Source organism: Bacillus sp. JFL15, assembly GCF_001184225.1.
GTDB classification, from domain to species: Bacteria; Bacillota; Bacilli; order Bacillales; family Bacillaceae; genus Bacillus; species Bacillus siamensis.
The window spans coordinates 1289560-1314896 of record NZ_KQ236689.1 but is presented as its reverse complement, the minus strand read 5'-3'; the positions used below and the strand labels follow the sequence as shown (position 1 = coordinate 1314896).

Sequence of the window (25337 nt, the reverse complement as noted above, 5' to 3'; positions counted from 1 at the left end):
GGGCTTGTCGGCATACTTAGCGAACTATTGGGTGCTGTACCGGCAGTATATTGACCTTTTTCAGTCACTTCGCTACAAAGACATTCCGCTCGCGTTGATCAGTAATTTTTATCAATATATCAGCCCTGCGCTTCGGGAGAGCATGGAACAGAACCCAGAGCTTTTCGGTTCCGCCGACCGGCATATTCCTGAAGCCGATATTCAGTCTTATTTTGATCAAAAGAAGCAATCCATTAAGAAAACAGGTGAGAAACCGGTAAATGGAAAACTCATTCTGCATTTCGACCATCTTCGATTCACCGAGGAAAATTACCGGCAGTTTGATCCGGCAAAAACAGCGGTACTGGCGAGATGGAGTCTGCCTGACCACCATGGGCTGCCCGTTATCTGCAAATTGGAACTGGCGGGAATGGGCCAAAAAGGGAACCCCGTCCCCTATATTGAAAAAGCCCATGCCATTCTGAAAGAGCTGCACAGCCATCCCGCTTTCGGAAACAGAGAATTTCAGGAGCGATTATATAAAGATATTCCGTTATTTATTGAAGCGATTGATGCGCTTGATAGTTTGTTTACGGCTGAGCCCATTTCCGCCGTTGTGGTCGGCACGACAGAGGATATTTACAGCCGTGTGCTGGCGCTGATGTGCGCGAAAAAAAACGCCGTCAGCATCTGTCTTCAGCACGGAGCCCTCATGGGAGATGAAGCGTTTCTGCCCGTGTTTACGGACTATCAGGCTGTATTCGGGGCTTATGAAGCGGAGTGGTATAAAGCGAAAGGCTGCAGGGATGAACAAATCATCATCACGGGGCATCCCCGCTTCGATGAGATCTTCTCAAGAGAACCGATAGATAAAGACACGTTTTACCGCAAGCTTTCCTTTCTCCCGTCGCAGCGGACGGTGCTGATCGCCACGCAGCCGTTCTCTGATGACTTTTACACGGGGGTGCTTGATGAACTTGTCAAGCATAAGAACATGCAGCTCATTATTAAACCGCATCCGTGGGAAATCGGCAAAAACAAGCTGGATGCTTACAATCAGGTGCTGCGGAAATACAAAGCCGGCAAAATCATCAAGAAAGAAATGGGGCTTTACGATATTCTCCCGTATGTTGACGCCGCGGTGACGCAGACATCAACGGTCGGTCTTGAAGCGATGCTGTTTCAAAAACCCGTGCTGATCGGAAAATCAGCGGGAACCCGCCAATACCCTTATTACCATTCACTCGGGGAATTTGCCTTTGAGGACCCGCAGGCACTGGCTCAGGAATTAATCCGGGTATGCGAAAGCCCCGCAGCATATCAAAAGGCGGAACAGGCGCGCCGGGCTTTTATCGCGGCGAACTACCCGGTTCAGGATTCGCTTGCGGCTTTATGTCAGGTGCTTCAGGAAAAAACCGGAGTCGGCTTCAGAAAGGCTGACTCTTCATAAAAACGATAGGAGCGCAAAGAAAATGGTGCAAAAAAGATCAGCTTTTCTTCCCTATTCATTGCCCATGATCGGGAAGGACGAAATTCAGGAGGTTATTGATACGCTAGAAACGGGCTGGCTTTCAAAGGGACCGAAAGTGGAGGCGTTTGAAAAAGCTTTTGCCGCCTGGACGGGAGCAAAGCACGCGATCGCGCTGAACTCATGTACTGCCGCTTTGTTTTTGGCATTGAAAGCGAAAGGAATCGGTCCCGGCGACGAGGTCATCACGTCTGCCGTGACGTTCAGTTCAACAGCCAATACCATCGTGCATACAGGCGCCGTCCCGGTGTTTGTTGATATTGACCCGCTTACGCTGAATGCGGACCCTGAGAACATTGAGGCGGCCGTCACCCCGCGGACAAAGGCGATTGTGCCCGTTCATTTCGCCGGCCAGTCGTGTGATATGGATCGGATTCTGGCCATCGCTAAAAAGCATCAGCTGTTTGTCTTAGAGGATGCCGCACATGCCGTGTACACCACGTATAAACAGAAAATGGTCGGATCAATCGGGGACGCGACGGCATTCAGTTTCTACGCGACAAAGAACCTGGCAACCGGTGAAGGCGGCATGCTGACGACCGATGATGACGGGCTTGCCGATCAGATCAGGGTGCTCAGCCTTCACGGGATGAGCAAAGGCGCGTGGAACCGCTATTCTTCAAACGGAAGCTGGTATTACGAGGTCGAAGCGCCCGGCTATAAAATGAATATGTTTGACCTTCAGGCAGCGCTTGGGCTTCACCAGCTGAAACGGATTGACAGCATGCAGCAAAGAAGGGCTGAAATTGCAAGCCGCTACCAGGACGCTTTCAGGGACATGAAAGGGCTGACCGTCCCATATGTCAGTGATGACGGGCGGCATGCATGGCATTTGTATGTTCTTCAAATAGAGGAGCAGGAAACCGGGATCAGCCGGAACGATCTGATTTCCGCTTTAAAAGATCAATATAACATCGGCACAAGCGTTCATTTTATTCCGGTTCCGTTTCATCCGTATTATCAAAAAACGTACGGATATAAGGAAACTGATTTTCCGGCCGCGGCCGCGTATTATCACCGCACCGTATCACTCCCTCTTTATCCGTCAATGACAGATGATGACGTTGAATACGTCATTGCGGCAGTTACGGATATCATCAAAGGGGCTGATTAGGTGTACAGACTGAAGAGAAATCTTGCACAGGATGTGATTCAAGCTTTTCTGCAACAGAAGGGCATTCAGCCGGAGGCCTATGAGTCGTCACTTTGTTTATTGGAAGAAAACAGCCTTCAAGGCGTGATTTTATATGAGAGCTCTTCGTGGGAAAGTCAATTGTTCCAAAAAAAAATCATCAATGTGAAGCTTGCAGCCGCAAACAGCACCGGTCAGCTCAAAAGGCTGTTTCAGGAATTTTACGCGTCAAGGCGGGCGGACGGCACTGATTTTATATTTATTAAAATACCGGCTGAGGATGTCGGCGCGATGCAGGTCGTGCAGCAGCTTCCAAATGCTTGTTTTGTCGGGAGTCTGTTCAAACTCGTCAGCCCGGTGCGTGTATTTAACAGCACGCCGCCATTTGAGATTGCAGAAGCTGGTCCCGGCGACGCGGAAGCGATCAGCCGGCTGGCCCGAGATGCCTTTACAAAAAGCAGGTATTATCAGGACCCCCATCTCAGCTATGAAAGTGCAAACCGCCTGTTTGAAGAGTGGGCGCGGAATAACGCGGAAGGCAGGGCTTCGTTACAATTCGCCGCCAAATATAAGGGAGAGACCGTGGGCTTTGTGCAGGGGCTTTCTAAAGGCGATGAATTCGTCCTTGATCTGATGGCGGTAAAGCCGGGATTTGAAGGAAAAGGAGCGGGATACCATTTAGCGGCGCGCATTATTGAACAATCACTGCGCTTTCAGCATAAGACTGTATCAGCGGGCACGCAGCTCCACAATGTAAGAGCCATCCGTTTGTATGAACGAATGGGCTTTAAAGCGGATGCATCTTATTATTACTATCATGTGTGGCCCGGGAAGGGGGCGGACTGATGGCATCATGCAAAATCGGATCGAAGTCAATCGGCGGAGATTCGCCCGTTTTCATTATCGCCGAAGCCGGAATTAATCATGACGGAAAGCTGAACCAGGCGTTTGAATTGATAGATGCGGCCAGTGAGGCCGGCGCGGACGCGGTCAAGTTCCAAATGTTTCAGGCTGACAAAATGTATCAGAAAGACCCCGGTCTATACAAAACCGCTGCGGGAAAAGACGTCTCTATTTTTTCACTCGTGCAATCAATGGAAATGCCCGCTGAATGGATCGAACCGCTGCTTGAATATTGTAAGAAAAAAGGCGTGCTGTTTTTAAGCACGGTATGTGACGAAGGCTCTGCCGACTTACTCTATGCGACTTCCCCGCCCGCCTTTAAAATCGCCTCCTACGAGCTGAATCATCTGCCGTTATTGAAATATGTGGCGGGGCTGAAGACCCCGATTATCTTTTCAACCGCGGGTGCTGATATTTCAGATATTCAGGAGGCTTATCAAACCATTACCGGCGAGGGGAACAAAGAAATTGCAATCATGCACTGTGTGGCGAAATATCCCGCTCCGCCTGAACACAGCAATCTGAGCGTCATTCCCATGCTTGCCGCTGCTTTCCCTGATGCTGTGATCGGTTTTTCCGACCACAGCGCCCATCCGTATGATGTCCCGTGCGCGGCTGTCAGGCTCGGAGCGAAACTGATTGAAAAGCATTTTACGATCGACAAAAATCTGCCCGGCGCTGATCACTCCTTCGCCCTCAACCCGGATGAATTAAAAGAAATGGTTGCGGCGATCCGGTCAGTTGAAGAAGAGCTGCGGCAGGGGCATCACGCTCCGGTACCGGAAATGCTGTCGGGAAGCTCCCATAAGACCACGACACCGATTGAAGGGGATATCAGAAAATTCGCTTACAGAGGCATTTTTTCAACAGCGCCGATTCAAAAAGGCGAATGTTTTACGGCGGATAATCTTGCCGTCCTTCGTCCCGGCCAAAAACCGCAGGGGCTTCACCCGAGGTATTTTGAGCTTTTAATTGACGGGGCGCGTGCGGTCAGGGATATCCCTGCCGACACGGGTATCACTTGGGATGACCTTTTGACGAAAGGCAGCTCTTATGATGACTGACATTTTGTTCATCATTCAGGCGCGGATGGGGAGCGGGCGTCTTCCTGGCAAAGTGCTGAAACCGATCGGCGGGTATACCATCCTCGATATGATTGTCAAAAGGGTTCGGCAAAGCGCGTATTATGATCAAGCTCGGGATAATCTGATCGTGGCCACGTCCGACAGCAAGACCGACGACATTCTGTACGCGCACTGCCTCAGCAAGCACTACCGGGTGCACCGCGGCAGCGAACAGCGCGTGCTTGACCGGTTTGCGCAAGTCATTGAACAAGTAAAACCAGCCATCGCAGTCAGACTGACTGGAGATAACCCGTTTGTCGACCCTTCGCTGCTCGATGTCCTGATTCAATCGCATTCAGACCAGCACGCAGACTACACGTATATCAGCGGTACGCCGCTCGGCATCGGCGGCGAGGCGGTTAACGCGCGCCTCCTAACGGAGATCAATGCCGACAAAACGCTGGCAGACAAATATCAGGAGCATGTCACGCTTTTAATTAGAGAATCTCCTGAGAGGTACCGGCTGCTCTTTCCCGAACCCCCGCAGGAACTCCGGGCTCCTCATTTGCGGCTGACCGTCGATACCGAAGAGGACTACAGGCTGGCACGCGAGCTATACGAAAAAGCAGGCTCGCACCCTGATATTCCGGCAAAAGAATTGATTCATCTGCTGAATAGCGATCCTGAACTCAGGGCCATTAATCAAATGATCCGGCAAAAAGAGGCTGATTAGGATGCGGGTTTTGATATTCGCAGATGGGGGCCGTGAAATCGGTATGGGGCACGCCGTCAGGATGAAGCTGCTTGCCGGCGCCATTTTGAATAAATGCTCAATCACGTTTTACACCAATAAGGAGGCTTCTTCATACCTGTCTGCTGATCAATGGGAAGTGATCATCAAGCCTGACAAGGGACAGAAGGAATTTATTGTCCGGGAAATAAACAGGCAGGCTCCTGACATGCTCATATTCGACGTGCTTGATATGCCTTCTGACTGGCTTGAAGAAATCAGACGGCATTCATCGGCACGCATCGTCTTATTTGAAGAAAAGCGGGAGCATGTCATTCATTTATGTGATGCCGTCATAAACGGCATATATGGCGGGCTGAAAAGCCGGACAATGAAAATGGGCAGAGCCGTTATATATGAAGGCCCGGAATATATCATTCTTCATCCGGAATTTGAAAAAGCCAAACAGCACTATCAGCTGAGAAAAGAATGCCGGACCATTTTGGTTTCTTTAGGAGGAAGCGATCCGAAGAAGCTTGTCTTTAAAGTGATAGAAGCATGCCGCCGGATTCCGGATATTCATCGAAAACAAGTGATTATTGTCATGGGCGGAGCCGCGGCTCACGCTGATGACGTGCGCACGCTTATCGCGCAAATGCCTTATGCCGAGATGGTAAGGCAGACAAATGACATGGCCGCACTTCTTACGAGGGCTGATATGGCCGTCGTGTCCGGCGGCATCACTTTATATGAAACCATTTGTACGGGTGTGCCCTGCATCGTTCTTTCTCAAGTGGCGCATCAAACCGTGACGGCTGAAAAATTCGCCGCACGGGGCGCCGCCGTTCATCTCGGCCTGGGAGAACACACTCCGGCAGACGTGCTCGCTCGGCATATGTCTGAGCTGGCTGCGGATTATCCGAGACGGCTCGGGCTTCATCAGAACGGAACGCCGCTGGTTGACGGGAGAGGCATCAAACGGGCGGCGGCGATTCTTTATGATTTGTGATAAAACCACACGTAAGGAAGTGTTCATGTGAAAGGTGTTATCTTAGCCGGAGGCACCGGCTCGCGCCTTATGCCGCTGACGAAAGCGGTTAATAAGCATTTACTCCCTGTCGGTCCGTACCCGATGATTTACTGGTCGATCATGAAGCTGGAAGAAGCGGGAATTACGGATATATTGCTGATTACGCAAAAAGAGTATATTCCGCAATTTCATAAGCTTCTTGAAACCGGAGAAGAGCTCGGCGTGTCGATCACATACCAGGTTCAGCCCGCCGCATCAGGGATTTCGGACGGTTTATCGTACGCAAAGCGGTTCACCGGACGCGACCCCTTCGTCCTGCTTTTAGGAGATAATATTTTCGAAGATTCATTAAAACCTTATACGGAACGTTTCGCACAGCAGGGAAAAGGGGCAAAAGTGCTGCTGAAAGAAGTTGACGATCCGGAGCGCTTCGGCATCGCCGAGATTGATGAAGAAAACAAACGGATCAAGTCGATCATTGAAAAGCCGGAGCATCCGCCGACCAGCTTATGTGTCACAGGGATTTACATGTATGACGCAGAAGTGTTTTCTTATATTGAACAAATTTCTCCATCAAAACGCGGCGAACTGGAAATTACCGATGTCAATAATTTATACATTGAACACAGCGAGCTAACGTATGATGTGTTAACGGGCTGGTGGGTGGATGCGGGCACGCATGAATCGCTCTATCTTGCCGGAAGCCTGGCGCAGCAGGCAATACAGAAAGGACAGGAACATTAATCATGCCAAAATCATATTTAATTACAGGCGGCGCAGGATTTATCGGCCTTACCTTTACAAACATGATGCTGAAAGAAACGGACGCGCAGATTACCGTTCTGGATAATCTCACGTATGCAAGCAGGCCGCTTGAAATAGAAGCCTTAAAAAAGCACGGCCGTTTCCGTTTTATCAAAGGTGACATCTCCAAAAAAGAAGACATTGATAAAGCCTTTTCCCAAATGTATGACGCTGTCATTCATTTTGCAGCTGAATCCCATGTGGACAGAAGCATTAATCAGGCAGAGCCGTTTATCACAACAAATGTGATGGGCACATACAGACTGGCGGACGCGGTGTTACAGGGCAAAGCCGGCAGGCTGATTCACATTTCCACAGACGAGGTGTACGGAGATTTGGGGCCGGACGATCCCGCTTTCACAGAGACGACGCCGCTTTCTCCGAATAATCCGTATTCCGCAAGCAAGGCGGGCTCAGACCTGCTCGTCATGTCTTATGTGAAAACCCATAAGCTCCCTGCGATCATCACGAGATGCAGCAACAATTACGGGCCTTACCAGCATCACGAGAAAATGATTCCGACCATTATCAGGCACGCCGTAAACGGTACGCCGGTTCCGCTGTACGGCGACGGGATGCAGATCAGAGACTGGCTGTTTGCCGAGGATCATTGCCGCGCCATTAAGCTCGTGCTGGAAAATGGAACGCTCGGTGACATTTACAATATCGGCGGCGGAAATGAACGGACGAATAAAGATCTGGCGGGATTTATCATGAAGGAGCTCGGAGTGGAGGAGCGGTTTGTTCATGTCGAAGACAGAAAAGGGCATGACCGCCGTTACGCCATCAATGCCTCAAAGCTGAAAAATGAACTGGGCTGGCGGCAGCAGGTCACATTTGAAGAAGGAATGAGAAGAACCATTCGCTGGTATACAGACAGCCAAGACTGATCGGAAAGAAGGGGATCCGATTGACGAAGGTATTAGTAACCGGAGCTGCCGGCCAGCTGGGGCGGGAATTATGCCGCCTGCTGAAGCGGGAAGGGTATGAGGTGATCGCCCTGACAAAAGCGATGATGAATATATCCGACCAGCGTTCGGTGCGGCACTCATTCAGCCATTACAAGCCGGATATCGTCGTCAATACGGCGGCATACACCTCCGTTGACAAATGTGAAACGGAGCTCGACAAAGCGTATTTAATAAACGGAATCGGCGCTTATTATGCCGCGCTTGAGGCTGAAAACACCGGAGCGAGATTCATTCACATCAGCACCGATTACGTTTTCAGCGGCAAAGGAACACGGCCTTATCAGACGGATGATCCCGCAGACCCCGGCACGATTTACGGAAAAAGCAAAAAACTCGGTGAAGAACTGATCCGGTTAACGGGAAAAAATCATACCATTATCAGAACATCGTGGGTGTACGGCATCGGCGGGCATAACTTTGTCAATACAATGCTGAAGCTTGCGGATACACATAAACAAGTGCGTGTCGTCAATGACCAAGTCGGCTCGCCGACGTATACAAAGGATTTAGCTGAAACAGTGATCGGTCTGTTTGACAGGCCGCCGGGCACGTACCACGCCGCAAACAGCGGAGTGTGCAGCTGGTATGAATTCGCCAAGGCCATTTTTGAAGAAAGCGGCAGGAACGCCGCCGTGCTGCCCGTGACGACGGAGGAATACGGAAATGAGACGCCGCGTCCCGCTTACTCGGTGTTAAGCCTTGAGTCGATCGAACGGCAGGGGCTCGGCATGAGGCACTGGCGGGATGCGCTGCGGGATTATTTACAAAGGGAGGGGCAATGCAAGTGATCGAAGGCGTAAAAATCAAAAAGCTGACCAAACACAGTGACGACCGGGGGTTCTTTTCAGAACTCGTCCGCGACGATGAACATCTCTTGGAGCGATTCGGGCAGGCTTCCTGGTCCAAAAGCTATCCCGGCGTCATTAAAGCATTTCACTATCACGAGAAACAGGATGACCTGTGGTTTTTCCCGACGGGCCACGCCCAGGTCGTGCTGCATGACCTTCGCGAAGAGTCAGCAACCAAGGGAGAAACGGATGTCTACTACATGGGAGAAGACAATCCGATGCTGCTTCTCATTCCCAAAGGTGTCGCGCACGGGTACAGAGTGCTGGGAGAAACGCCGCTGACCATTATTTATTTCACGACAATGTCCTACAATCCGGATCAGCCGGATGAAAAAAGAATCCCATGGAACGACGAAACCATCGGATTTGACTGGCAGACGGCTCACCGGTAGCGCAGAAGACGAAGACAGCGGATGTCTTCGTTTTTGTGTTTGCCGGTGAATAAGATACGACCGCCCGCTATATCATGATTGCTGGCCTGAAGAACAATTTCATCAAAAATGTCTTGGAAAATGGCGGTCAGTTAGGGAACTGAAATTTAAGAGATCCTCCCTTTCTTCTCTTATGGACATCATGCATCCTAAAAAAACAAAAAATGATTTATAGAATGGGGATAGGATTTGAAAATCTTAAGAAAAAAGTAATATTTGCTTAAGAGAAAAGAGAACTTTCCTTTATATAGTAGGAGTATATAGGGAAAGGGGGAAGCGAATGACATACATCTTAAAAACGAGTCAGCTTACAAAATCATTTAAAGGAAAAGAAGTTGTTTCCGGAGTTAATATGCACGTGAAAAAAGGGGAGATTTATGGATTCTTGGGTCCCAATGGGGCAGGTAAAACAACCATTATGAAAATGATTACAAATTTAATCAAGCCTACAAGTGGTGAAATCGAAATTTTCGGTGAGAAATTAACAGATACGTCATTTGAAGTTTTAAAAAGAATGGGCACCATTATTGAATATCCCATTTTCTATGACAACCTCACTGCTAAAGAAAATTTAGATTTCCATTGTGAATATATGGGCTATTACGATAAAAAATCCATTGACCACGCTATCGAGCTTGTAAAGTTACATAATATTGATAATAAAAAAGTGAAAGAGTTTTCTTTAGGAATGAAACAAAGGTTAGGAATAGCCAGAGCTATTTCTACAAGACCAGAACTTCTCATTTTAGACGAGCCAATTAATGGCCTGGATCCAATAGGTATAAAAGAGTTGAGGGATCTCTTTAAGTTACTTTGCAGAGAATATGGAATTACATTATTAGTCTCCAGTCACATTTTAGCCGAAATGGAACAAATGTCAGATACTATTGGTATCATACAGAATGGCAAGTTAATAAAAGAAGTTTCTATGAAGAGTATAAACGGAAAACAAACAGAGTATATAGAGGTACAAGTCCAAAACATAAAAAAAGCATTATATATTTTAGAGCAAAATCTGGGGATAAGAAATTTTAAAATGATTGATCAACAATTAATTCGTATCTATGAAACAGCAGTTACACAACAAGAAATCTCTAAAGTACTTATTCTGAATGACATTGGTATAGAAAGTATAAATAAAAAACACAGTTCTTTAGAAGAATACTTCTTAAATTCTATGAATGGGGAGGGAATACACACTAGATAGATTGCCCGTCTGTGTTATGCACCTTATTTGCATTGTCTTAAATTCTTCTGCTGGAGGCTATTAGCATGTTAAAACTTATGAAATTAGAGTACAAAAAACATCACTTATCACAGTATTTTAAATGGGTGGCACTTTGGATATTAATCATCTTTGCCTTAGCGGCTCTTATGGGATGGGAATCTAAAAATGAAAATGAACTTATGTTTCGTGATTATGCAGATTTTATATCTCTAACTAATATTCTTATTAGAATTGTATTTATTAGTTTTTCTGCTGTGATTTTATCCCGTTTAGTTATTGATGAATATAAAAATAAAACAATACAATTGCTGTTTACTTATCCTTTACAAAGAAAAAAATTAATGCAAGCTAAACTATCTATTGTCTTCCTATTCTGCTTTGTAAGTATTGTTATTGCTACTTTTGTTATTAACTTGTTAATTCTCTTCGTGAGTCCGCACTTATATTTATTCGAGAAGCCTGTTGAAATGAGTGAAGTTATTTCCGCTATGCCATCGACTCTTCTCACCGCTTTTATGATGGGAGGAGTGAGTCTGATTCCTTTATTTTTCGGCATGAGAAAAAAATCAACTGCTGCTGCAATCACTTGGGCTTTCATAATCGGGTTCTTTATCAATGCAACAGTTTCCGACGGAGGAGAAACAGTCAGTTTAAGTCAATTTATTATCATTCCAATTGTACTTTGTTTATTTGGTCTTTTAGTGGGTTATCTTTCTTACCGTAAAATAGAACAAAAAGATTTAGTGTAAATGAGGAGAAATTACACATTGAAGAAAATTATAGCAATGTCAAGGAATTACTTTTAGAAAACAGGGCGGCACAATCTATATTAATGTTCCCGATTCAGGTATGAACAATATTGAAATAACCAAGTAGTTCTAATGTAAAGGTTTCTTCTATAGATGGGACGGTTTCAATCAAGGACATAACAGAAGGAAAATCTTTATCAGTAAATACGAAATCAGGAGATATAGGTGTATCTTATAAAAAAGCGCCAACTTCACTTGCTGTTTTTGCTCAGAGTAATTCTGATGTAACGCTTGATCTAGATGATGGCGTAAAACTGAAAAAAGGTGAAATTGGCGCGGGAAGTAATAAAGTAAGTCTATTTAGGGTTCGATAAAGGTTAGATAAAAAGAGAAAAACACAAGACAACAATTCCCGCTATTGAAGAATGGTTGTCTTATTTGTTTGTATTAAAAATGTTTTGGAGTATTTATCTCTTTTTGGATAAAAAAGAATTATAATGAGATTAATTATCTGTATAATGATTGAAATAAACAGTGAGTTAAGAATATCAGTTTTATATTTAAGGAGCGGAAAGCTTGGGTTACAAAATATTAATTGTAGAAGACGACCAATTCATAAGCCATATGGTAAGCGAAAGCTTAACAAAAGAAGGGTTTGAAGTAACAGCAGCTCTTGACGGTGAAGAAGCTTTAGACATATTGAACACACAAAAGTTTGAGGTTATATTATTGGATTTAATGCTTCCGAAGATAGATGGTATGGAATGTTTAAGAATGATTCGTTCTAAAAGCATGATTCCAGTTCTTATCATGTCTGCAAAAGATGAAGATGTAGATAAGGCACTTGGTCTCGGCCTCGGAGCTGATGATTATATTTCTAAACCTTTTTCTATGCTGGAAGTATTAGCCAGAATTAAAGCAACTATTAGAAGAGAAAGACACTATAAGAGCTCCCTGTCTCCAAAGGAAGAAAAAATCATTAAAATAGGTGATTTGAGTGTTGACCTGCATGGCTTTTCTGTTAAAAAATTCAATGAAAAGATTAATCTCACGGCAAAAGAATTTAATATTTTAAAACTCTTTATTTCTAATCCTTCACAAGTATATACTAAGGCTCAACTTTATAAATCCGTATGGGAAGATGAGTATCATGGAGATGAGAATGTAATTAATGTTCATATTAGACGGCTTAGAGAGAAAATTGAGGACGATCCATCTCATCCAATGTACATAAAAACTTTGTGGGGAATCGGTTATAAGTTGGGAGATTTTTAAATTGTTTTATATGTTGGTTATTTTATTCATATCCTCTGCAGCAGTAAATATATTTCTTTTCCGAAGCCGATTACATCTAAGGACTGAGATTAAATATATTAGAAATAAACTTCGAAAAGTTGTTAATGAAGAGACAGGCGAAAGATTATTGATTAACACGGATGATAAATATATAAAATCCTTGTTAATTCAAATAAACCGTCTTTTAGACCATAATCAAAAGATCAAAGGGAACTACAATAGTATTGAACTGTCCATGCGAAAAATGTTATCAAATATTTCACACGATTTAAAGACGCCTTTAACAGTTATACTAGGTTATATTGAAATTATAAATAACGATAAAAGTCTGACTTCGGAAAAGATTATGAGTTTACTAAAAACAGTTAATTTAAAAACGGTCGAGGTATTAGCGTTAATAAACCGTTTTTTTGAACTTGTAAAATTAGAGTCAGGAGATAAAAAATTAAATTCTTCACGAATTGATATATGTGAAGTCAGCCGAAAAATAATTTTGGATTACTACGAAATTTTAATAAGCAAAGAATTTGAAGTAGTGATTGATATACCCGATGATCCTGTATTTGTTAGCGGAGATGAAGATGCAATTGAGAGGGTTCTAAATAATTTAATTACGAATGCAATTCAATATGGTTCTGATGGTAAGATGGTGGGTTTAAAGATCAGAATAACTGATCATGATGTTTTTGTAGAAATATCAGATAAAGGAAAAGGGATAAATGAAATGCATAAAGACCGTGTCTTTGAACGAATGTACACATTAGAGGACTCGAGAAACACCAATTATCAGGGAAGCGGATTGGGTCTGACAATTACTAAGAGATTAGTAGAGCAAATGGAAGGAAGTATATCTCTAAATAGTGTCCCCTTCAAAGAAACAACGTTTTCTGTACGTTTAAGACGTATTAGATTTTAATAAAAGCAATAAGGTTTCTTCTGTATACGTCTTCAAATCTTCCTTTCTCTTTAATCTGAGAGGCTGACAACAGTCTCTTTTTTTTTATGCGCAAAAGGCTGGCATGAATCTTGCATATAAAAAGGGACGTAACGACTATGTGAAAGGGACTGATGGGTCTTGGTGTAAAAACGCTTACAATTTGTTCTGCCGGTAATTGAAGCTTACACGTAAAATACGATGAGGTGATAAAACATGTCAGCCAACCCGCTTTCTAAAAGCAATCAGAAAGACGAAGAAAAAGAAGTTCTTGATTTGTTCCTGTCAACACAATCGATCATAAAAGAGGCCCTGCGCAAACTGGGCTATCCTGACAATATGTATGACCTGATGAAAGAGCCGATGCGGCTTTTGACCGTCCGCATTCCGGTCAAAATGGACAATGGATCAGTACAGGTTTTCACGGGCTACCGCTCGCAGCACAATGACGCTGTCGGCCCGACAAAAGGGGGCGTGCGGTTTCACCCGGAAGTCAGTGAGGAAGAGGTCAAGGCGCTTTCCATCTGGATGACCTTAAAATGCGGCATCACAAACCTTCCTTACGGGGGCGGAAAAGGCGGCATCATTTGTGATCCGCGGACAATGTCTTTCGGTGAACTGGAACGGCTGAGCCGCGGATATGTGCGGGCGATCAGCCAGATTGTCGGTCCGACAAAGGATATTCCGGCTCCCGACGTATATACCAACTCGCAGATTATGGCTTGGATGATGGACGAATACAGCCGCCTGAGAGAATTTGATTCACCGGGATTCATTACGGGAAAACCGATCGTTCTCGGCGGATCACAAGGGCGGGAAACGGCGACCGCGCAAGGCGTCACGATTTGTATTGAGGAAGCCGTTAAGAAAAAAGGGATTCCATTGGAAAATGCGCGCATCATCATTCAAGGGTTCGGAAATGCCGGAAGCTTTCTCGCTAAATTTATGCATGACGCCGGCGCCAAGGTGATCGGCATCTCAGACGCTCATGGCGCTTTGTATGATCCTGACGGCCTTGACGTTAATTACTTGCTGGATAAGCGGGACAGCTTCGGCACGGTGACGAATCTCTTCTCAGATATCATAACGAACCGGGAGCTGCTGGAGAAAGACTGTGATATTCTCGTGCCTGCCGCAATCTCCAATCAGATTACAGCTGAAAACGCCCATCACATTAAAGCCTCAATCATTGTGGAAGCGGCGAACGGGCCGACAACGATAGACGCCACGAAAATTCTGAATGAAAGAGGCGTGCTTCTCGTGCCGGATATTTTGGCAAGCGCCGGCGGCGTGACGGTATCTTATTTTGAATGGGTGCAAAATAATCAAGGCTTTTACTGGTCTGAGGAGGAAGTCGCCGGAAAACTGCGCAGCGTCATGGTGAATTCGTTTGAATCCATTTATCAGACAGCGCATACCCACAAAGTCGATATGCGCTTGGCCGCCTATATGACGGGCATCAGAAAGTCGGCTGAAGCGGCCCGATTCCGCGGCTGGGTATAAGGGTGATCTGCAAAAATATTTTGCGTCTTTTATATAGGAGATCGCAAAATTTCTTTGCATTACTGAATGCAGCCGACAGATTCAGACAAGCTTCGTCTGCTTTCGGCTAATTGTTATGCTGGTATGCTTCTTGCATCTTCATAAAGCGTGAGCACACATTACAAAATACAGGGAGGAATTCTAATGACAGTTTCATACGCACACGAACCATTTACAAATTTTCAGGAAGAGACAAATAAACAATCGTTTCAAAAAGCGCTTGCTTATGTGAATTCACAGCTCGGCAAGCATTATCCGCTTATCATCAACGGTGAAGTGATTGAGACGGATAAAAAGATCATTTCCGTCAATCCGGCAGATAAAAAAGAAATAATCGGCTCTGTATCGGCGGCCGGAAAAGAACATGCGGAAAAGGCCATGCAGGCTGCGCTGCAGACATTTCAAACATGGAAAAAAGTACGGCCGGAACACCGCGCGAATGTGCTGTTTAAAGCGGCGGCGATCATCCGCAGAAGAAAGCATGAATTCTCCGCGTATCTAGTGAAAGAAGCCGGAAAACCGTGGAAGGAAGCGGATGCGGATACGGCGGAAGCGATTGACTTTTTAGAGTATTATGCCCGTCAGATGCTGAAGCTGAAAGACGGTTCCCCTGTAAAGAGCCGTGACGGAGAATATAATCAGTATCATTATGAGCCGCTTGGCGTGGGGATCGTCATTTCTCCATTCAACTTCCCGCTTGCGATCATGGCCGGAACGGCGGCAGCAGCCATCGTAACAGGCAACACGATACTGCTGAAACCGGCGGATGCGGCGCCTGTCGTAGCAGCGAAATTCGTTGAAGTGATGAAGGAAGCGGGCCTGCCGGACGGCGTGCTCCAATTCATACCGGGCGACGGAGGAGAAATCGGCGACTACCTGGTTGAGCATCCGAAAACGAGATTTGTGTCGTTTACAGGCTCCCGCGCGGTCGGATGCCGCATTTATGAACGAGCCGCAAAAGTGCAGCCGGGCCAAAAATGGCTGAAACGGGTCATCGCCGAAATGGGCGGAAAAGATACGGTGCTTGTAGACAGAGATGCTGATCTTGATCTTGCCGCTTCCTCAATCGTGTATTCCGCCTTCGGATTTTCAGGCCAAAAATGTTCAGCCGGTTCCCGTGCGGTGATTCATCAGGACGTCTATGATGAAGTTGTCGAGAAAGCCGTCGCTTTAACGAAGTCACTCACTGTCGGAAGTCCGGAAGATTTTGATACATACATGGGGCCTGTCATCCATGAAGCGTCTTATAATAAAGTCATGAAGTATATCGAAATCGGCAAAACAGAAGGAAAGCTTCTGACGGGAGGCGAAGGTGATGATTCGAAAGGATACTTTATTCAGCCGACCATTTTTGCGGATGTTGATGAAAACGCCCGCCTGATGCAGGAGGAAATTTTCGGGCCGGTCGTCGCGATCTCAAAAGCCCGGGATTTCGACCATATGCTTGAGATCGCCAATAATACGGATTACGGACTGACAGGTGCACTGTTATCGAAAACCCGCGCGCACATTGAACGCGCCCGCGAAGATTTTCACGTCGGAAATCTGTACTTCAACCGCGGCTGTACCGGGGCGATTGTCGGATACCAGCCGTTCGGCGGCTTCAATATGTCAGGAACGGATTCAAAAGCTGGGGGACCTGACTATCTGATTCTTCATATGCAGGCAAAAACAACGTCTGAAGCCTATTAATCTTTCGGAAATAGCGCGATGAAAAAAGAGTCGCGCTATTTTCTCTATATGAGGGTAAGGAGGATGGAATATGTATCAGCAGCTCAGCAAGATGCTTCCGGAGGAGAAAATAGAAGCCATTACGAAATCACTGGTGGCGTTAAACAGCATCAACGGCACATTGGGAGAAGGAAAAAAAGCTGACTATATCAAAGATATGATCAAGAGCTTTCCCTACTTCCAGGAGAACCCGTCACATGTGTGGGAGCAGGCGATTCCTGAGGACCCTTACGGCCGCAAGAATATCTTCGCGTTTATTGAAGGAAACGGTGACAGCCTGAATACGGTCATTTATCACGCTCATCTTGATACGGTCGGCATAGAAGACTTCGGCCCTTTAAAAGATATCGCTTTTGATTCCGACCGTCTCGCGGCGTATTTCTCAAGCTATGAATTTGATCGGGATGTGCAGCGGGACGCCCGCTCAGGCGAGTGGATGTTCGGAAGGGGTTCTGTTGATATGCAGAGCGGTATTGCCGTTCATCTCACCAATCTGCTTCACTTTTCTGAACGGCGCGATCAGCTGCCGGGCCATATTCTGTTCATGGCAAACCCGGATGAAGAAAGCCAGCATTCCGGCATTCTAACGAGCATTTCTGAATTAAAACGGCTGAAACGAGAAAAGCAGCTTCGATATTTAGCAGCGATTAATAACGACTTCATCACGCCGCTGTATGAAGGTGACACGACAAGGTATATCTACACGGGCGCGGCAGGAAAGCTTTTGCCTTGCTTTGCGATTTACGGGCGGGAGGTGCATGTCGGTGATACGCTGTCCGGCATTGACCCGAATTTGATCGCCTCAGAAATCACCAGAAGAATCCACAACAATATTCATATGACGGAAAACATTGAAGGGGAGCTTGTGCTGCCGCCGACCTGCCTCTACCAGCGTGACAACAAGGAAGCGTATAACGTGCAGACCGCCGTCAGCAGCCATGTCTATTTTAATTACTTTATTTACGAAAAAACCGCCAAAGAAGTCATGGATCAGCTGACTGCCGTGGCTGAGGAAGCCTGTAAAGAGACAGAACAAAAATTATCTGATTATTATGACGAATACTGTGAGAGAACGAGCCTCCCGAAAAAAGACATCACATGGAACGTTCAAGTGTACAGTCTGGAAGATTACTTGAAAAGGCTGAGAAGCCGCGGCATCGACCCTGCGCAGTGTATAGAGCAGGCATTTAAAACATATGAACATCTTGAACTGCGGATGAGATGCTTTAAAGCCGTCGAGGAACTGCAAAAACTGGATCCTGAGCAGGGCGCCAAGGTTATTATTTTTTATGCGCCGCCTTACCTCCCGCACAATTACTTGAAGAAAGAGAGCACGCGGGACCGGCTTTTGCAGCATGTCATTCAAGAAGCCGTCGATAAAACAGCGGTATCAACGGGGGAAACATTCATCTTTAAAAAATTTTTCCCTTATTTAGCGGACGGAAGCTTTTTATCGCTGCATGAAACAGATGCGGAGGTCGCCGCCTTTACCGATAATTTTCCGGGCTGGGATGTCATCGGGACGATTCCTTTTAAAGAAATAAGGGAATTAAATATTCCGTCAGTCAATATGGGGGTATACGGCAAGGATGGCCATAAATGGACGGAACGGGTGTATAAACCGTACACATTCCATGTTCTGCCGAAACTCATTCAGCAGACGACGCTGCACCTTTTGCACAGCTACCGATTAGACATACGCACAAAAGGCTGACATAACGGAATAAGGGGGATGTATATGCAGGGAGATACCAATCAAAATGAATTGCAGCGTACGATGAAGGGCCGGCATTTGTTTATGATCGCACTCGGCGGCGTGATCGGGACGGGGCTGTTTCTGGGCTCCGGTTTTACGATCAGTGAAGCGGGACCGATCGGCGCGATATTGGCTTATGTGATCGGCGGATTCTTAATGTATCTGGTGATGCTTTGTTTGGGGGAGCTTGCAGTCGCCATGCCGGTCGCAGGATCATTTCAGGCGTATGCGGCAAAGTTCCTCGGGCCGTCTACTGGCTTTACGATCGGGTGGATGTACGCATTCAGCTGGGCCAATACAGTGGGGCTTGAGCTGACGTCGGCGGGGATTTTAATGCAGCGGTGGTTTCCGGCCATTCCGATTTGGGTGTGGTGCCTTGTATTCGGCGTCGTCATTTTCTCCATTAATGCGCTGTCGGCACGGAGTTTTGCGGAAATGGAATTTTGGTTTTCCAGCGTTAAGGTTATGGCTATTGTATTATTTATTATTCTCGGCTGCGCTGCCGTATTCGGCTTTGTCGGTTTTAACGGCGGGGAGACGGCGCCGTATCTGTCAAACTTTACGACGGACAAAGGGCTTTTCCCGAACGGGGCTCAGGCCGTGCTGTTTACGCTTGTCATGGTGAATTTTTCATTCCAAGGAACCGAACTGGTCGGAATCGCCTCGGGAGAAAGCGAAAATCCGGAAAAGACGCTTCCCCGCTCAATCCGAAACGTCATATGGCGCACGCTGTTTTTCTTCGTGCTGGCGATGTTTGTTCTCGTGTCCATTTTGCCGTACCAAACGGCAGGGGTCATCGAAAGCCCGTTTGTGGCTGTGCTGGATAAAATCGGTGTTCCGTACGCGGCTGACATCATGAACTTTGTCATTCTGACCGCCATGCTGTCGGTGGCGAACTCTCCGGGCTGTACGCTTCGTCCAGAATGATGTGGTCTCTATCAAAAAGTAAAATGGGCCCCGCTTCCTTAACAAAACTGACGAAAAAAGGCGTGCCTCTGAAAGCACTGTCCATCACCATCGCCATCTCAGGTTTATCCCTGCTGACAAGTGTAGTCGCGGCTGAAACGGTGTATGTGTGGCTCATTTCCATCTCGGGTATGATTACCGTCGTCGCGTGGATGTCAATCTGCGCTTCACAATTCGTTTTCCGGAGACGCTTTCTGGCTGAAGGAGGAAATCTGAAAGACCTGGCATTTAAAACGCCTCTTTATCCGATCGTGCCGATTCTCGGATTTTCAGTTTACGGTCTTATCTTAATCAGTCTCATTTTTATTCCGGACCAGCGTATCGGCCTGTACTGCGGCGTCCCGCTGATGATCATCTGTTACGCGTATTACCACTTCGGTATCAAAAAACGCCTGAAACGTGAGCCGGCTTCTTCGGAAAAAGGCGCAGCAGGATAAGAAAAAAAGCCCTCCGTAAAAAGCGGCGGGCTTTACTTTGTTTTTCGTTTTGCCGACAGCACGTAGGAAAGAACGGCAAAGAGCTGAAAACCGAAAATGCTGACAGCCATCGGCCAGGCGTTTTCTTCTCCGGCAATACCGACCAGGGGAGCGGCAAGCGCACCGCCGATAAAGGGCAGGAGTCCGAGAAGAGCCGCTGCGCTTCCCGCGCCTTTCTCCTGTTTCTGCATAGCCAAAGAAAACCCTGTCGTCGTGACGATCCCGACAGAAGAAACAATAATAAATAAAGAAATGCAGACCGCCGTCAGACCCAAGTCGAAAGCAAGCGATAAAAGCAAAGCGACGCTTCCGGTGACGGCAATGACCAATCCGGAGACAAACAGCTTCCGTTCATCATGTGTTTTGGCCATCCGTCCCGTCATTTGGGTGGCGCATATAATTCCCGCACCGTTTACGGCAAACAGCAGGCTGAACATTTGCGCCGATACGCCGTAGATGTTTTGCAGCACAAACGGGGACCCGGCAATATATGCGAACATGCCGGTCATCACAAATGCCTGGCTGAGCGCAAATCCCATAAACATCCTGTCACCGAGCAGGCCGCGAAACGTCATCAGCGTCTCCCGGAGTCCGCCGCTTGTCCGCCTTTCCGGCGGGAGTGATTCAGGCAATGCCGTAAGCACTGCTGCAAAGATGATACAGCCGATCACCGCCAGCACGATAAATACGATTTTCCAGCCGGCAAACTGAAGGATAAATCCCCCTGTAATCGGCGCTAAAATCGGCGCCGCCCCATTGACGAGCATCAGCAATGAGAAAAAAGCCGTCAATTCTTTTCCGGAATACATATCGCGCGCGGAAGCTCGTGCGATGACAATTCCGGCCGCCCCTGTGAATCCTTGAATAAACCTCATGACAATTAAAAACGAAACAGAAGGGCTGAAGGCGCATAATAAAGATGCCAGCGTATAAAGCAGCAATGACAGAATCAGCGGTTTCCGGCGCCCGATCATATCACTGAGCGGCCCGACAACAATCTGGCCGACCGCCAGCCCCAAAAGACAAAACGTCAGGCTCAGCTGCGCAAGGGACGCTGTCGTATGGAGATCGGCCGCCACTTCAGGCAAAGCGGGCAGATACATATCGAGCGAAAGCGGCCCGAATGAAGCGAGCGTCCCGAGAATCAATACCATCCCGAGGCTTGCGCGGGCGGCCTTTGAACCAGCGTTATTCATTCCATGACCCACCTTAACAAATGATTCTATCACTATAGCATAACCGGAAGGCATATTTTATATCGTTTATCGAATATAAAATAAATAGATTATTTAAAATCTGAATGCAAATAAAAAAACAGAATTCTTTTTCGAATGAAATGTAAAATGGAAAATAAGGATGCTAAACTATGAAATAACAAAAGATAGAAAAGTTTTACGGAGGAGGTGTTCAAAGAGCATGAACAGCAAACAAATCGATCACAACGAAATGAAACGCCGATTTCCGGTCTGTCTCGCGCTTGCTTTGACATTAGGCGTATTTGCCGCGGGTTCTGAAGAGCTGGTGATATCCCCGCTGCTTCCGGATTTAGCACGGGCTTTCAGCTCGGATGTCAGTGTGCTGGCGCTTTCCATCAGTATTTACGGAGTGATGATTTTTATCGGCGCGCCGCTTCTCGTTCCGCTGGGAGATAAATATTCCCGGGAACTCAGCCTGATGGCGGCGCTGCTTATCTTTACGGCCGGTACGTTGATCTGCGCGCTGGCGCACAATCTCTTTTTCTTCTTTCTGGGCAGGGCGCTTTCCGGGCTTGCAGCGGGGGCGTTTGTGCCGACAGCATATGCAGTCGTCGGCGACCGTGTGCCTTATGCGTACCGCGGCAAGGTGATGGGTCTGATCGTTTCAAGCTGGTCGCTCGCTTTGATTTTCGGCGTCCCCATCGGTTCTTTTATCGGCGGCGTTTTGAATTGGCGGTGGACGTTTTGGATTTTCGCTTTGATGTCTGTCCTCGTTGCTTCGCTCATTTTCATTGAGGCGCGCCGCAGCACGGACGGGAACAAATCAGAAGAGGAAAACGGACGGCAGGCAGGCACCTTCCGGGATGCGCTGAAGGTGCCCCGCGTCCCTGTATACCTCACGATCACCTTCTGCAACATGATCGGTTTTTACGGCATGTATTCCTTTCTCGGCACATATCTTCACCGCGTGCTGCCGGGGGGAAATACCGCTTCCGGGCTGATGATCATGGTGTACGGAATCGGTTTTTCCATGAGCGTGTTCACGGGGAAAATCGCAGACAAGGCGGGGAAAATGCGCTCTTTGATCGCGGCATTGGCCGTGATCAGCATATGGCTTGCCTGCCTCGCCTATGCGCCGTCATCAATGCCGATTTTGGTCATCGGGTTATTCATCTGGGGCTTGATGCAAAGCCTGACGGTGACCTTGCTCAGCACCATTTTAAGCGATTGCTCACATAGCCGCCGCGGTAAAATCATGGCATTCTACAGTCTGGCGTCCAATTTGGCCGTGACCTTGGGCTCGGCTGTCATGGGTCCGATCTATGTCGGATACGGATATGCAGCTGTCGGGTTTATCTGTGCGGCCGTCACCCTCATCGGCTTTGTCCTCAGCGTTTTTGCTTACAGAAGATATGGCAGTTATGAGTATAGGGCCGACCAGTCATTGTATCGGTAAATAAAGTTTATAAAAAACACCCCGCTGACAGCGGGATGTTTTTTTATATGCTTTTCATGCTTCCGCCGTCGGCCGATACCTGCTGTCCCGTAATATAAGAAGCTTCTTCCGAGGCGAGAAAGGCAGCCAGCGCCGCGGTTTCTTCGGCGGTTCCGACACGCTTCATCGGAACGTCCGAGGCAATCCGTGCTTCCGCTTCCGCCTCGGAAATTCCGTTTTGCTTCATCATGTTCTGCACAAATTGGTGATAACGATCCGTGGCGATAAAGCCGGGATTCAGACAGTTGACAGTGATGTGAAAAGGCGCAAGCTGAGTGGCGATATTTTTGCTGGCATTAATTAAAGCGGCGTTCATCATGCTGTTGGTGAACATGTCGGCGCCGGGTTCTTTCCATAGGTTTCCGACGATATTAATGATTCTGCCGGATTCGTGCTGTTTCATGATCGCTGCGGCCGTTTTTATAGAGTCGATATAAGCGATTGTTTTATTCGTAAAAGTATTGGTCATATTCTCTATATCACAGTTTTCAAAGGTATCCGGCGCACCGCCGGGAATGTTGTTGATCAATACATCAAGCCGTCCGCATTTTGATCTGATGTCCTCAAAAATGCCCGTTCTCGTCTTCTGGTCCGACATATCCCCGGCCAGAACGGTGACGCCCGCATCCGGATGCTTGGCGAGGATCTCCTCTTTTACCGATTCAATATTTTCGGGAACCCGTGAATTAATGACGGTATGAAAGCCATTGTCCGCCAGTTTCAAAGCAATCGCTTTGCCGATCCCCTGACTGGCGCCCATAATAAATGCGGTTCGTTTTGACAACTGTCTGCACCCCTTTACAAAATGGAATCTCCTTAACATCGTAAAAAAAATAATAAAAACAGCAAATCTTATTTAAATTCTGACAAATAAAAAAACCCGCCGGACAGGGGGGGGTGTTCGATCAATGAGCAATTGAATATCAATTTAATAGGAAAGATTTTAATGCTTGGTCTCGAAGTGGAATGATAATGAAGATTTCTAATTATTAAAAGCTGATTGCTAGTATTTCTTATTCAGAATGAGGATTGATAAAAACGCTGTACTTATAACTAACGAGGAAAATAGGAGTAAAATTTGTTCTTTGTCCAGGTTGATTAATCTAAAATAAAATATAGTCAAGAAGATAAAAAGATAAATGAAAGTCAGCATGCCAGTATGAGCCAGGCTCTTCTGGATTATAAACTTTATCCGTTCATCTTTTTTTGGCGATAAGGATGCGAAGGTTGACCAAAGAACATAGCTTATGATTGAAAGAGTTAACGTAGAAAAAGTGATTGAGGGCAGTTTTGTTTGTGTAAAGATTGACAGTATGATGAAAGCTCCTGAGACGATAATAAAAAAAACAAATGATATTAAAAAAAAGTTTCTCTTCATTTCTATTCCTCCTCTAACAAAAATATATTCTCTACACTTTCTCTGAAAATCTTTGCTATTTTCAAAGCTAAAGGCAGCGAGGGATTATATTTCCCATTCTCAATTGAAATGATCGTTTGTCTGGACACTTTTAATTTCAAGGCTAAAGTTTCTTGTGAATAAGAATGCCTCTGTCTCATTTCTTTTAACCGATTTTTCACACATATTTCACCTCATTTCGATGCAACAATTGCTCGGCAAGTAAAGTTCGCTTTACGTAAAGTAAACTTTACAAAGAATTCAATATTTTGTAAATGGTTTTTTGAAAAAAAGCCTGATTTTTAAAATCAGGCTTTAACAACTTATTACACGTGCAAAAACTTCGGAAGCGTGTCGAGAGACAGTCGGTTTCCGACAAAGAATGAGCCGAATTCGCCGTAGCGCGCGCTGACCTCGTCAAAACGCATTTCATACACAAGCTTTTTGAACTGAAGCACATCATCACTGAAGAGCGTGACGCCCCATTCATAATCGTCAAAACCGACCGATCCCGTGATAATCTGTTTGACTTTGCCTGCGTAGCTCCGTCCGATTAAGCCGTGGCTTCTCATCAGGTTTCTGCGTTCATCCATAGAAAGCATGTACCAGTTGTCATTTCCGCTTCTTCTCTTATCCATCGGGTAGAAGCAGACATATTTCGCTTCCGGCAGCTCAGGATACAGGCGGGCGCGGACATGCGGATTTTCATACGGATCGCCTTCTCCGCTTGCCAGATAGTTGCTCAGCTCAACCACGGACACGTAAGAATAAGCCGGGATTGTAAATTCAGCAAGCTTTGATTTATTAAATTCAAGCTCGATTTCGTTCAGCTCTTCCATTGTCGGGCGAAGAATCATCAGCATAAAATCAGCTTTCTGTCCGACGATGCTGTAGATGGTTTGCGAGCCTTTGCCTTCTTTTTGGGCGACGCCCCATTTTTCAAGCAGTCCCGTAAATTCGTGTATAATCGACAGGCGCTCATCGCTGGATAACTGCTTCCATGACGTCCAGTCCATTGTGCGGAAATCGTGAAGCGCATACCAGCCGTCAAGCGTTTGTGCGGCCTCGTTCGTTTTTTGCTGCTCACTCATGTATCTTCACTCCTATATCTTTTCATTGATGCCTTCACTATATCACAGTTTAACCGTTTCG

General features: G+C 46.4%; 23 protein-coding genes and 1 pseudogene. 20 read left to right on the top strand and 4 right to left on the bottom strand.

Translation table 11 applies throughout. From position 1 onward, the window contains the following. Positions 1-4: 4 nt before the first annotated feature. From AD710_RS06625 to AD710_RS06540, 19 genes and pseudogenes are all read left to right on the top strand, one after another. Positions 5-1429, top strand: a complete 1425-nt coding sequence (locus AD710_RS06625) for a capsular polysaccharide export protein, LipB/KpsS family (protein WP_049627607.1) — start codon at positions 5-7, stop codon at positions 1427-1429. Positions 1430-1451: 22 nt separating this feature from the next. After that, positions 1452-2621 carry a DegT/DnrJ/EryC1/StrS family aminotransferase gene (locus AD710_RS06620; protein WP_016937545.1) on the top strand — a complete coding sequence of 390 codons (1170 nt, stop codon included), beginning with the start codon at positions 1452-1454 and terminating at the stop codon, positions 2619-2621. After that, positions 2622-3485 carry a GNAT family N-acetyltransferase gene (locus AD710_RS06615; RefSeq protein ID WP_016937546.1) on the top strand — a complete coding sequence of 288 codons (864 nt, stop codon included), beginning with the start codon at positions 2622-2624 and terminating at the stop codon, positions 3483-3485. Beyond that, positions 3485-4606, top strand: a complete 1122-nt coding sequence (locus AD710_RS06610) for an N-acetylneuraminate synthase family protein (RefSeq protein WP_049627606.1) — start codon at positions 3485-3487, stop codon at positions 4604-4606. Before AD710_RS06615 ends, AD710_RS06610 begins: the two co-directional genes overlap by 1 nt. Next, positions 4599-5339: a cytidylyltransferase domain-containing protein gene (locus AD710_RS06605; RefSeq protein ID WP_049627605.1), complete on the top strand. Its 741-nt coding sequence runs from the start codon at positions 4599-4601 to the stop codon at positions 5337-5339. Before AD710_RS06610 ends, AD710_RS06605 begins: the two co-directional genes overlap by 8 nt. A gap of 1 nt (position 5340) precedes the next feature. Then, a complete protein-coding gene (locus AD710_RS06600) occupies positions 5341-6345 on the top strand; it encodes a PseG/SpsG family protein (RefSeq protein ID WP_049627604.1) in 1005 nt (334 codons plus the stop codon). Positions 6346-6372: 27 nt separating this feature from the next. Beyond that, the gene (locus AD710_RS06595) at positions 6373-7110 is read left to right on the top strand and encodes a sugar phosphate nucleotidyltransferase (protein ID WP_016937550.1); all 738 of its coding nucleotides are present in this window, start codon (positions 6373-6375) and stop codon (positions 7108-7110) included. A gap of 2 nt (positions 7111-7112) precedes the next feature. Beyond that, positions 7113-8060, top strand: a complete 948-nt coding sequence (gene rfbB, locus AD710_RS06590) for a dTDP-glucose 4,6-dehydratase (protein WP_045925779.1) — start codon at positions 7113-7115, stop codon at positions 8058-8060. Positions 8061-8080: 20 nt separating this feature from the next. Beyond that, positions 8081-8929 (top strand): dTDP-4-dehydrorhamnose reductase, encoded by an 849-nt coding sequence (rfbD, locus tag AD710_RS06585; protein WP_049627603.1) that lies wholly within the window; start codon positions 8081-8083, stop codon positions 8927-8929. Further along, complete coding sequence (locus tag AD710_RS06580) at positions 8926-9381, top strand: dTDP-4-dehydrorhamnose 3,5-epimerase family protein (protein WP_029575291.1); 456 nt, start codon at positions 8926-8928, stop codon at positions 9379-9381. Before rfbD ends, AD710_RS06580 begins: the two co-directional genes overlap by 4 nt. 319 nt (positions 9382-9700) lie before the next feature. Beyond that, on the top strand, positions 9701-10627 hold the full coding sequence (locus tag AD710_RS06575; RefSeq protein ID WP_049627602.1) for an ABC transporter ATP-binding protein: 927 nt from the start codon (positions 9701-9703) through the stop codon (positions 10625-10627). A 65-nt stretch (positions 10628-10692) separates the two neighbouring features. Next, positions 10693-11397: an ABC transporter permease gene (locus AD710_RS06570; RefSeq protein WP_049627601.1), complete on the top strand. Its 705-nt coding sequence runs from the start codon at positions 10693-10695 to the stop codon at positions 11395-11397. A 149-nt stretch (positions 11398-11546) separates the two neighbouring features. After that, positions 11547-11771 carry a DUF4097 family beta strand repeat-containing protein gene (locus tag AD710_RS19800; protein WP_442853082.1) on the top strand — a complete coding sequence of 75 codons (225 nt, stop codon included), beginning with the start codon at positions 11547-11549 and terminating at the stop codon, positions 11769-11771. A 202-nt stretch (positions 11772-11973) separates the two neighbouring features. Then, positions 11974-12672: a response regulator transcription factor gene (locus tag AD710_RS06565; RefSeq protein ID WP_049627600.1), complete on the top strand. Its 699-nt coding sequence runs from the start codon at positions 11974-11976 to the stop codon at positions 12670-12672. A 1-nt stretch (position 12673) separates the two neighbouring features. Continuing rightward, positions 12674-13609 carry a sensor histidine kinase gene (locus AD710_RS06560; RefSeq protein WP_049627599.1) on the top strand — a complete coding sequence of 312 codons (936 nt, stop codon included), beginning with the start codon at positions 12674-12676 and terminating at the stop codon, positions 13607-13609. Positions 13610-13843: 234 nt separating this feature from the next. Next, positions 13844-15130: a Glu/Leu/Phe/Val family dehydrogenase gene (locus AD710_RS06555; RefSeq protein ID WP_016937558.1), complete on the top strand. Its 1287-nt coding sequence runs from the start codon at positions 13844-13846 to the stop codon at positions 15128-15130. Between the two features lie 183 nt (positions 15131-15313). Continuing rightward, positions 15314-16861, top strand: coding sequence for an L-glutamate gamma-semialdehyde dehydrogenase (gene pruA / locus AD710_RS06550; protein ID WP_016937559.1), 1548 nt, complete (start codon positions 15314-15316; stop codon positions 16859-16861). Between the two features lie 70 nt (positions 16862-16931). Next, a complete protein-coding gene (locus tag AD710_RS06545) occupies positions 16932-18614 on the top strand; it encodes a M20 family metallopeptidase (RefSeq protein WP_049627598.1) in 1683 nt (560 codons plus the stop codon). 24 nt (positions 18615-18638) lie between these two features. Continuing rightward, a pseudogene (locus AD710_RS06540) lies at positions 18639-20059 on the top strand (amino acid permease). Between the two features lie 32 nt (positions 20060-20091). Here AD710_RS06540 and AD710_RS06535 read toward each other — a convergent pair. Continuing rightward, a complete protein-coding gene (locus AD710_RS06535; RefSeq protein WP_049627597.1) occupies positions 20092-21294 on the bottom strand; it encodes a multidrug effflux MFS transporter in 1203 nt (400 codons plus the stop codon). 220 nt (positions 21295-21514) lie between these two features. On the opposite strand from AD710_RS06535, the gene AD710_RS06530 reads away from it, so the two are divergent. Beyond that, complete coding sequence (locus AD710_RS06530) at positions 21515-22750, top strand: MFS transporter (RefSeq protein ID WP_049627596.1); 1236 nt, start codon at positions 21515-21517, stop codon at positions 22748-22750. Between the two features lie 43 nt (positions 22751-22793). On the opposite strand, the gene AD710_RS06525 is transcribed toward AD710_RS06530, so the two are convergent. The 3 genes from AD710_RS06525 to hemQ all read right to left on the bottom strand — a co-directional run bounded on the left by AD710_RS06525 (position 22794) and on the right by hemQ (position 25276). Further along, entirely contained in the window at positions 22794-23573 is a 780-nt protein-coding gene (locus tag AD710_RS06525; RefSeq protein ID WP_049627595.1) for an NADPH-dependent reductase BacG, read from the bottom strand. A gap of 596 nt (positions 23574-24169) precedes the next feature. Next, positions 24170-24367 (bottom strand): helix-turn-helix transcriptional regulator, encoded by a 198-nt coding sequence (locus AD710_RS06515; RefSeq protein ID WP_016937569.1) that lies wholly within the window; start codon positions 24365-24367, stop codon positions 24170-24172. Positions 24368-24511: 144 nt separating this feature from the next. Further along, positions 24512-25276 carry a hydrogen peroxide-dependent heme synthase gene (gene hemQ, locus AD710_RS06510; RefSeq protein WP_016937570.1) on the bottom strand — a complete coding sequence of 255 codons (765 nt, stop codon included), beginning with the start codon at positions 25274-25276 and terminating at the stop codon, positions 24512-24514. Positions 25277-25337 lie beyond the last annotated feature (61 nt).

Excerpts from the sequence above, each read along its gene's own strand:
- AD710_RS06620 (WP_016937545.1), top strand. The coding sequence starts at position 1,452 with ATGGTGCAAAAAAGATCAGCTTTTCTTCCCTATTCATTGCCCATGATC.
- AD710_RS06610 (WP_049627606.1), top strand. The coding sequence starts at position 3,485 with ATGGCATCATGCAAAATCGGATCGAAGTCAATCGGCGGAGATTCGCCC.
- AD710_RS06605 (WP_049627605.1), top strand. The coding sequence starts at position 4,599 with ATGACTGACATTTTGTTCATCATTCAGGCGCGGATGGGGAGCGGGCGT.
- AD710_RS06600 (WP_049627604.1), top strand. The coding sequence starts at position 5,341 with ATGCGGGTTTTGATATTCGCAGATGGGGGCCGTGAAATCGGTATGGGG.
- rfbB (WP_045925779.1), top strand. The coding sequence starts at position 7,113 with ATGCCAAAATCATATTTAATTACAGGCGGCGCAGGATTTATCGGCCTT.
- AD710_RS06575 (WP_049627602.1), top strand. The coding sequence starts at position 9,701 with ATGACATACATCTTAAAAACGAGTCAGCTTACAAAATCATTTAAAGGA.
- AD710_RS06570 (WP_049627601.1), top strand. The coding sequence starts at position 10,693 with ATGTTAAAACTTATGAAATTAGAGTACAAAAAACATCACTTATCACAG.
- AD710_RS06555 (WP_016937558.1), top strand. The coding sequence starts at position 13,844 with ATGTCAGCCAACCCGCTTTCTAAAAGCAATCAGAAAGACGAAGAAAAA.
- pruA (WP_016937559.1), top strand. The coding sequence starts at position 15,314 with ATGACAGTTTCATACGCACACGAACCATTTACAAATTTTCAGGAAGAG.
- AD710_RS06545 (WP_049627598.1), top strand. The coding sequence starts at position 16,932 with ATGTATCAGCAGCTCAGCAAGATGCTTCCGGAGGAGAAAATAGAAGCC.
- AD710_RS06535 (WP_049627597.1), bottom strand. The coding sequence starts at position 21,294 with ATGAATAACGCTGGTTCAAAGGCCGCCCGCGCAAGCCTCGGGATGGTA.
- AD710_RS06530 (WP_049627596.1), top strand. The coding sequence starts at position 21,515 with ATGAACAGCAAACAAATCGATCACAACGAAATGAAACGCCGATTTCCG.
- hemQ (WP_016937570.1), bottom strand. The coding sequence starts at position 25,276 with ATGAGTGAGCAGCAAAAAACGAACGAGGCCGCACAAACGCTTGACGGC.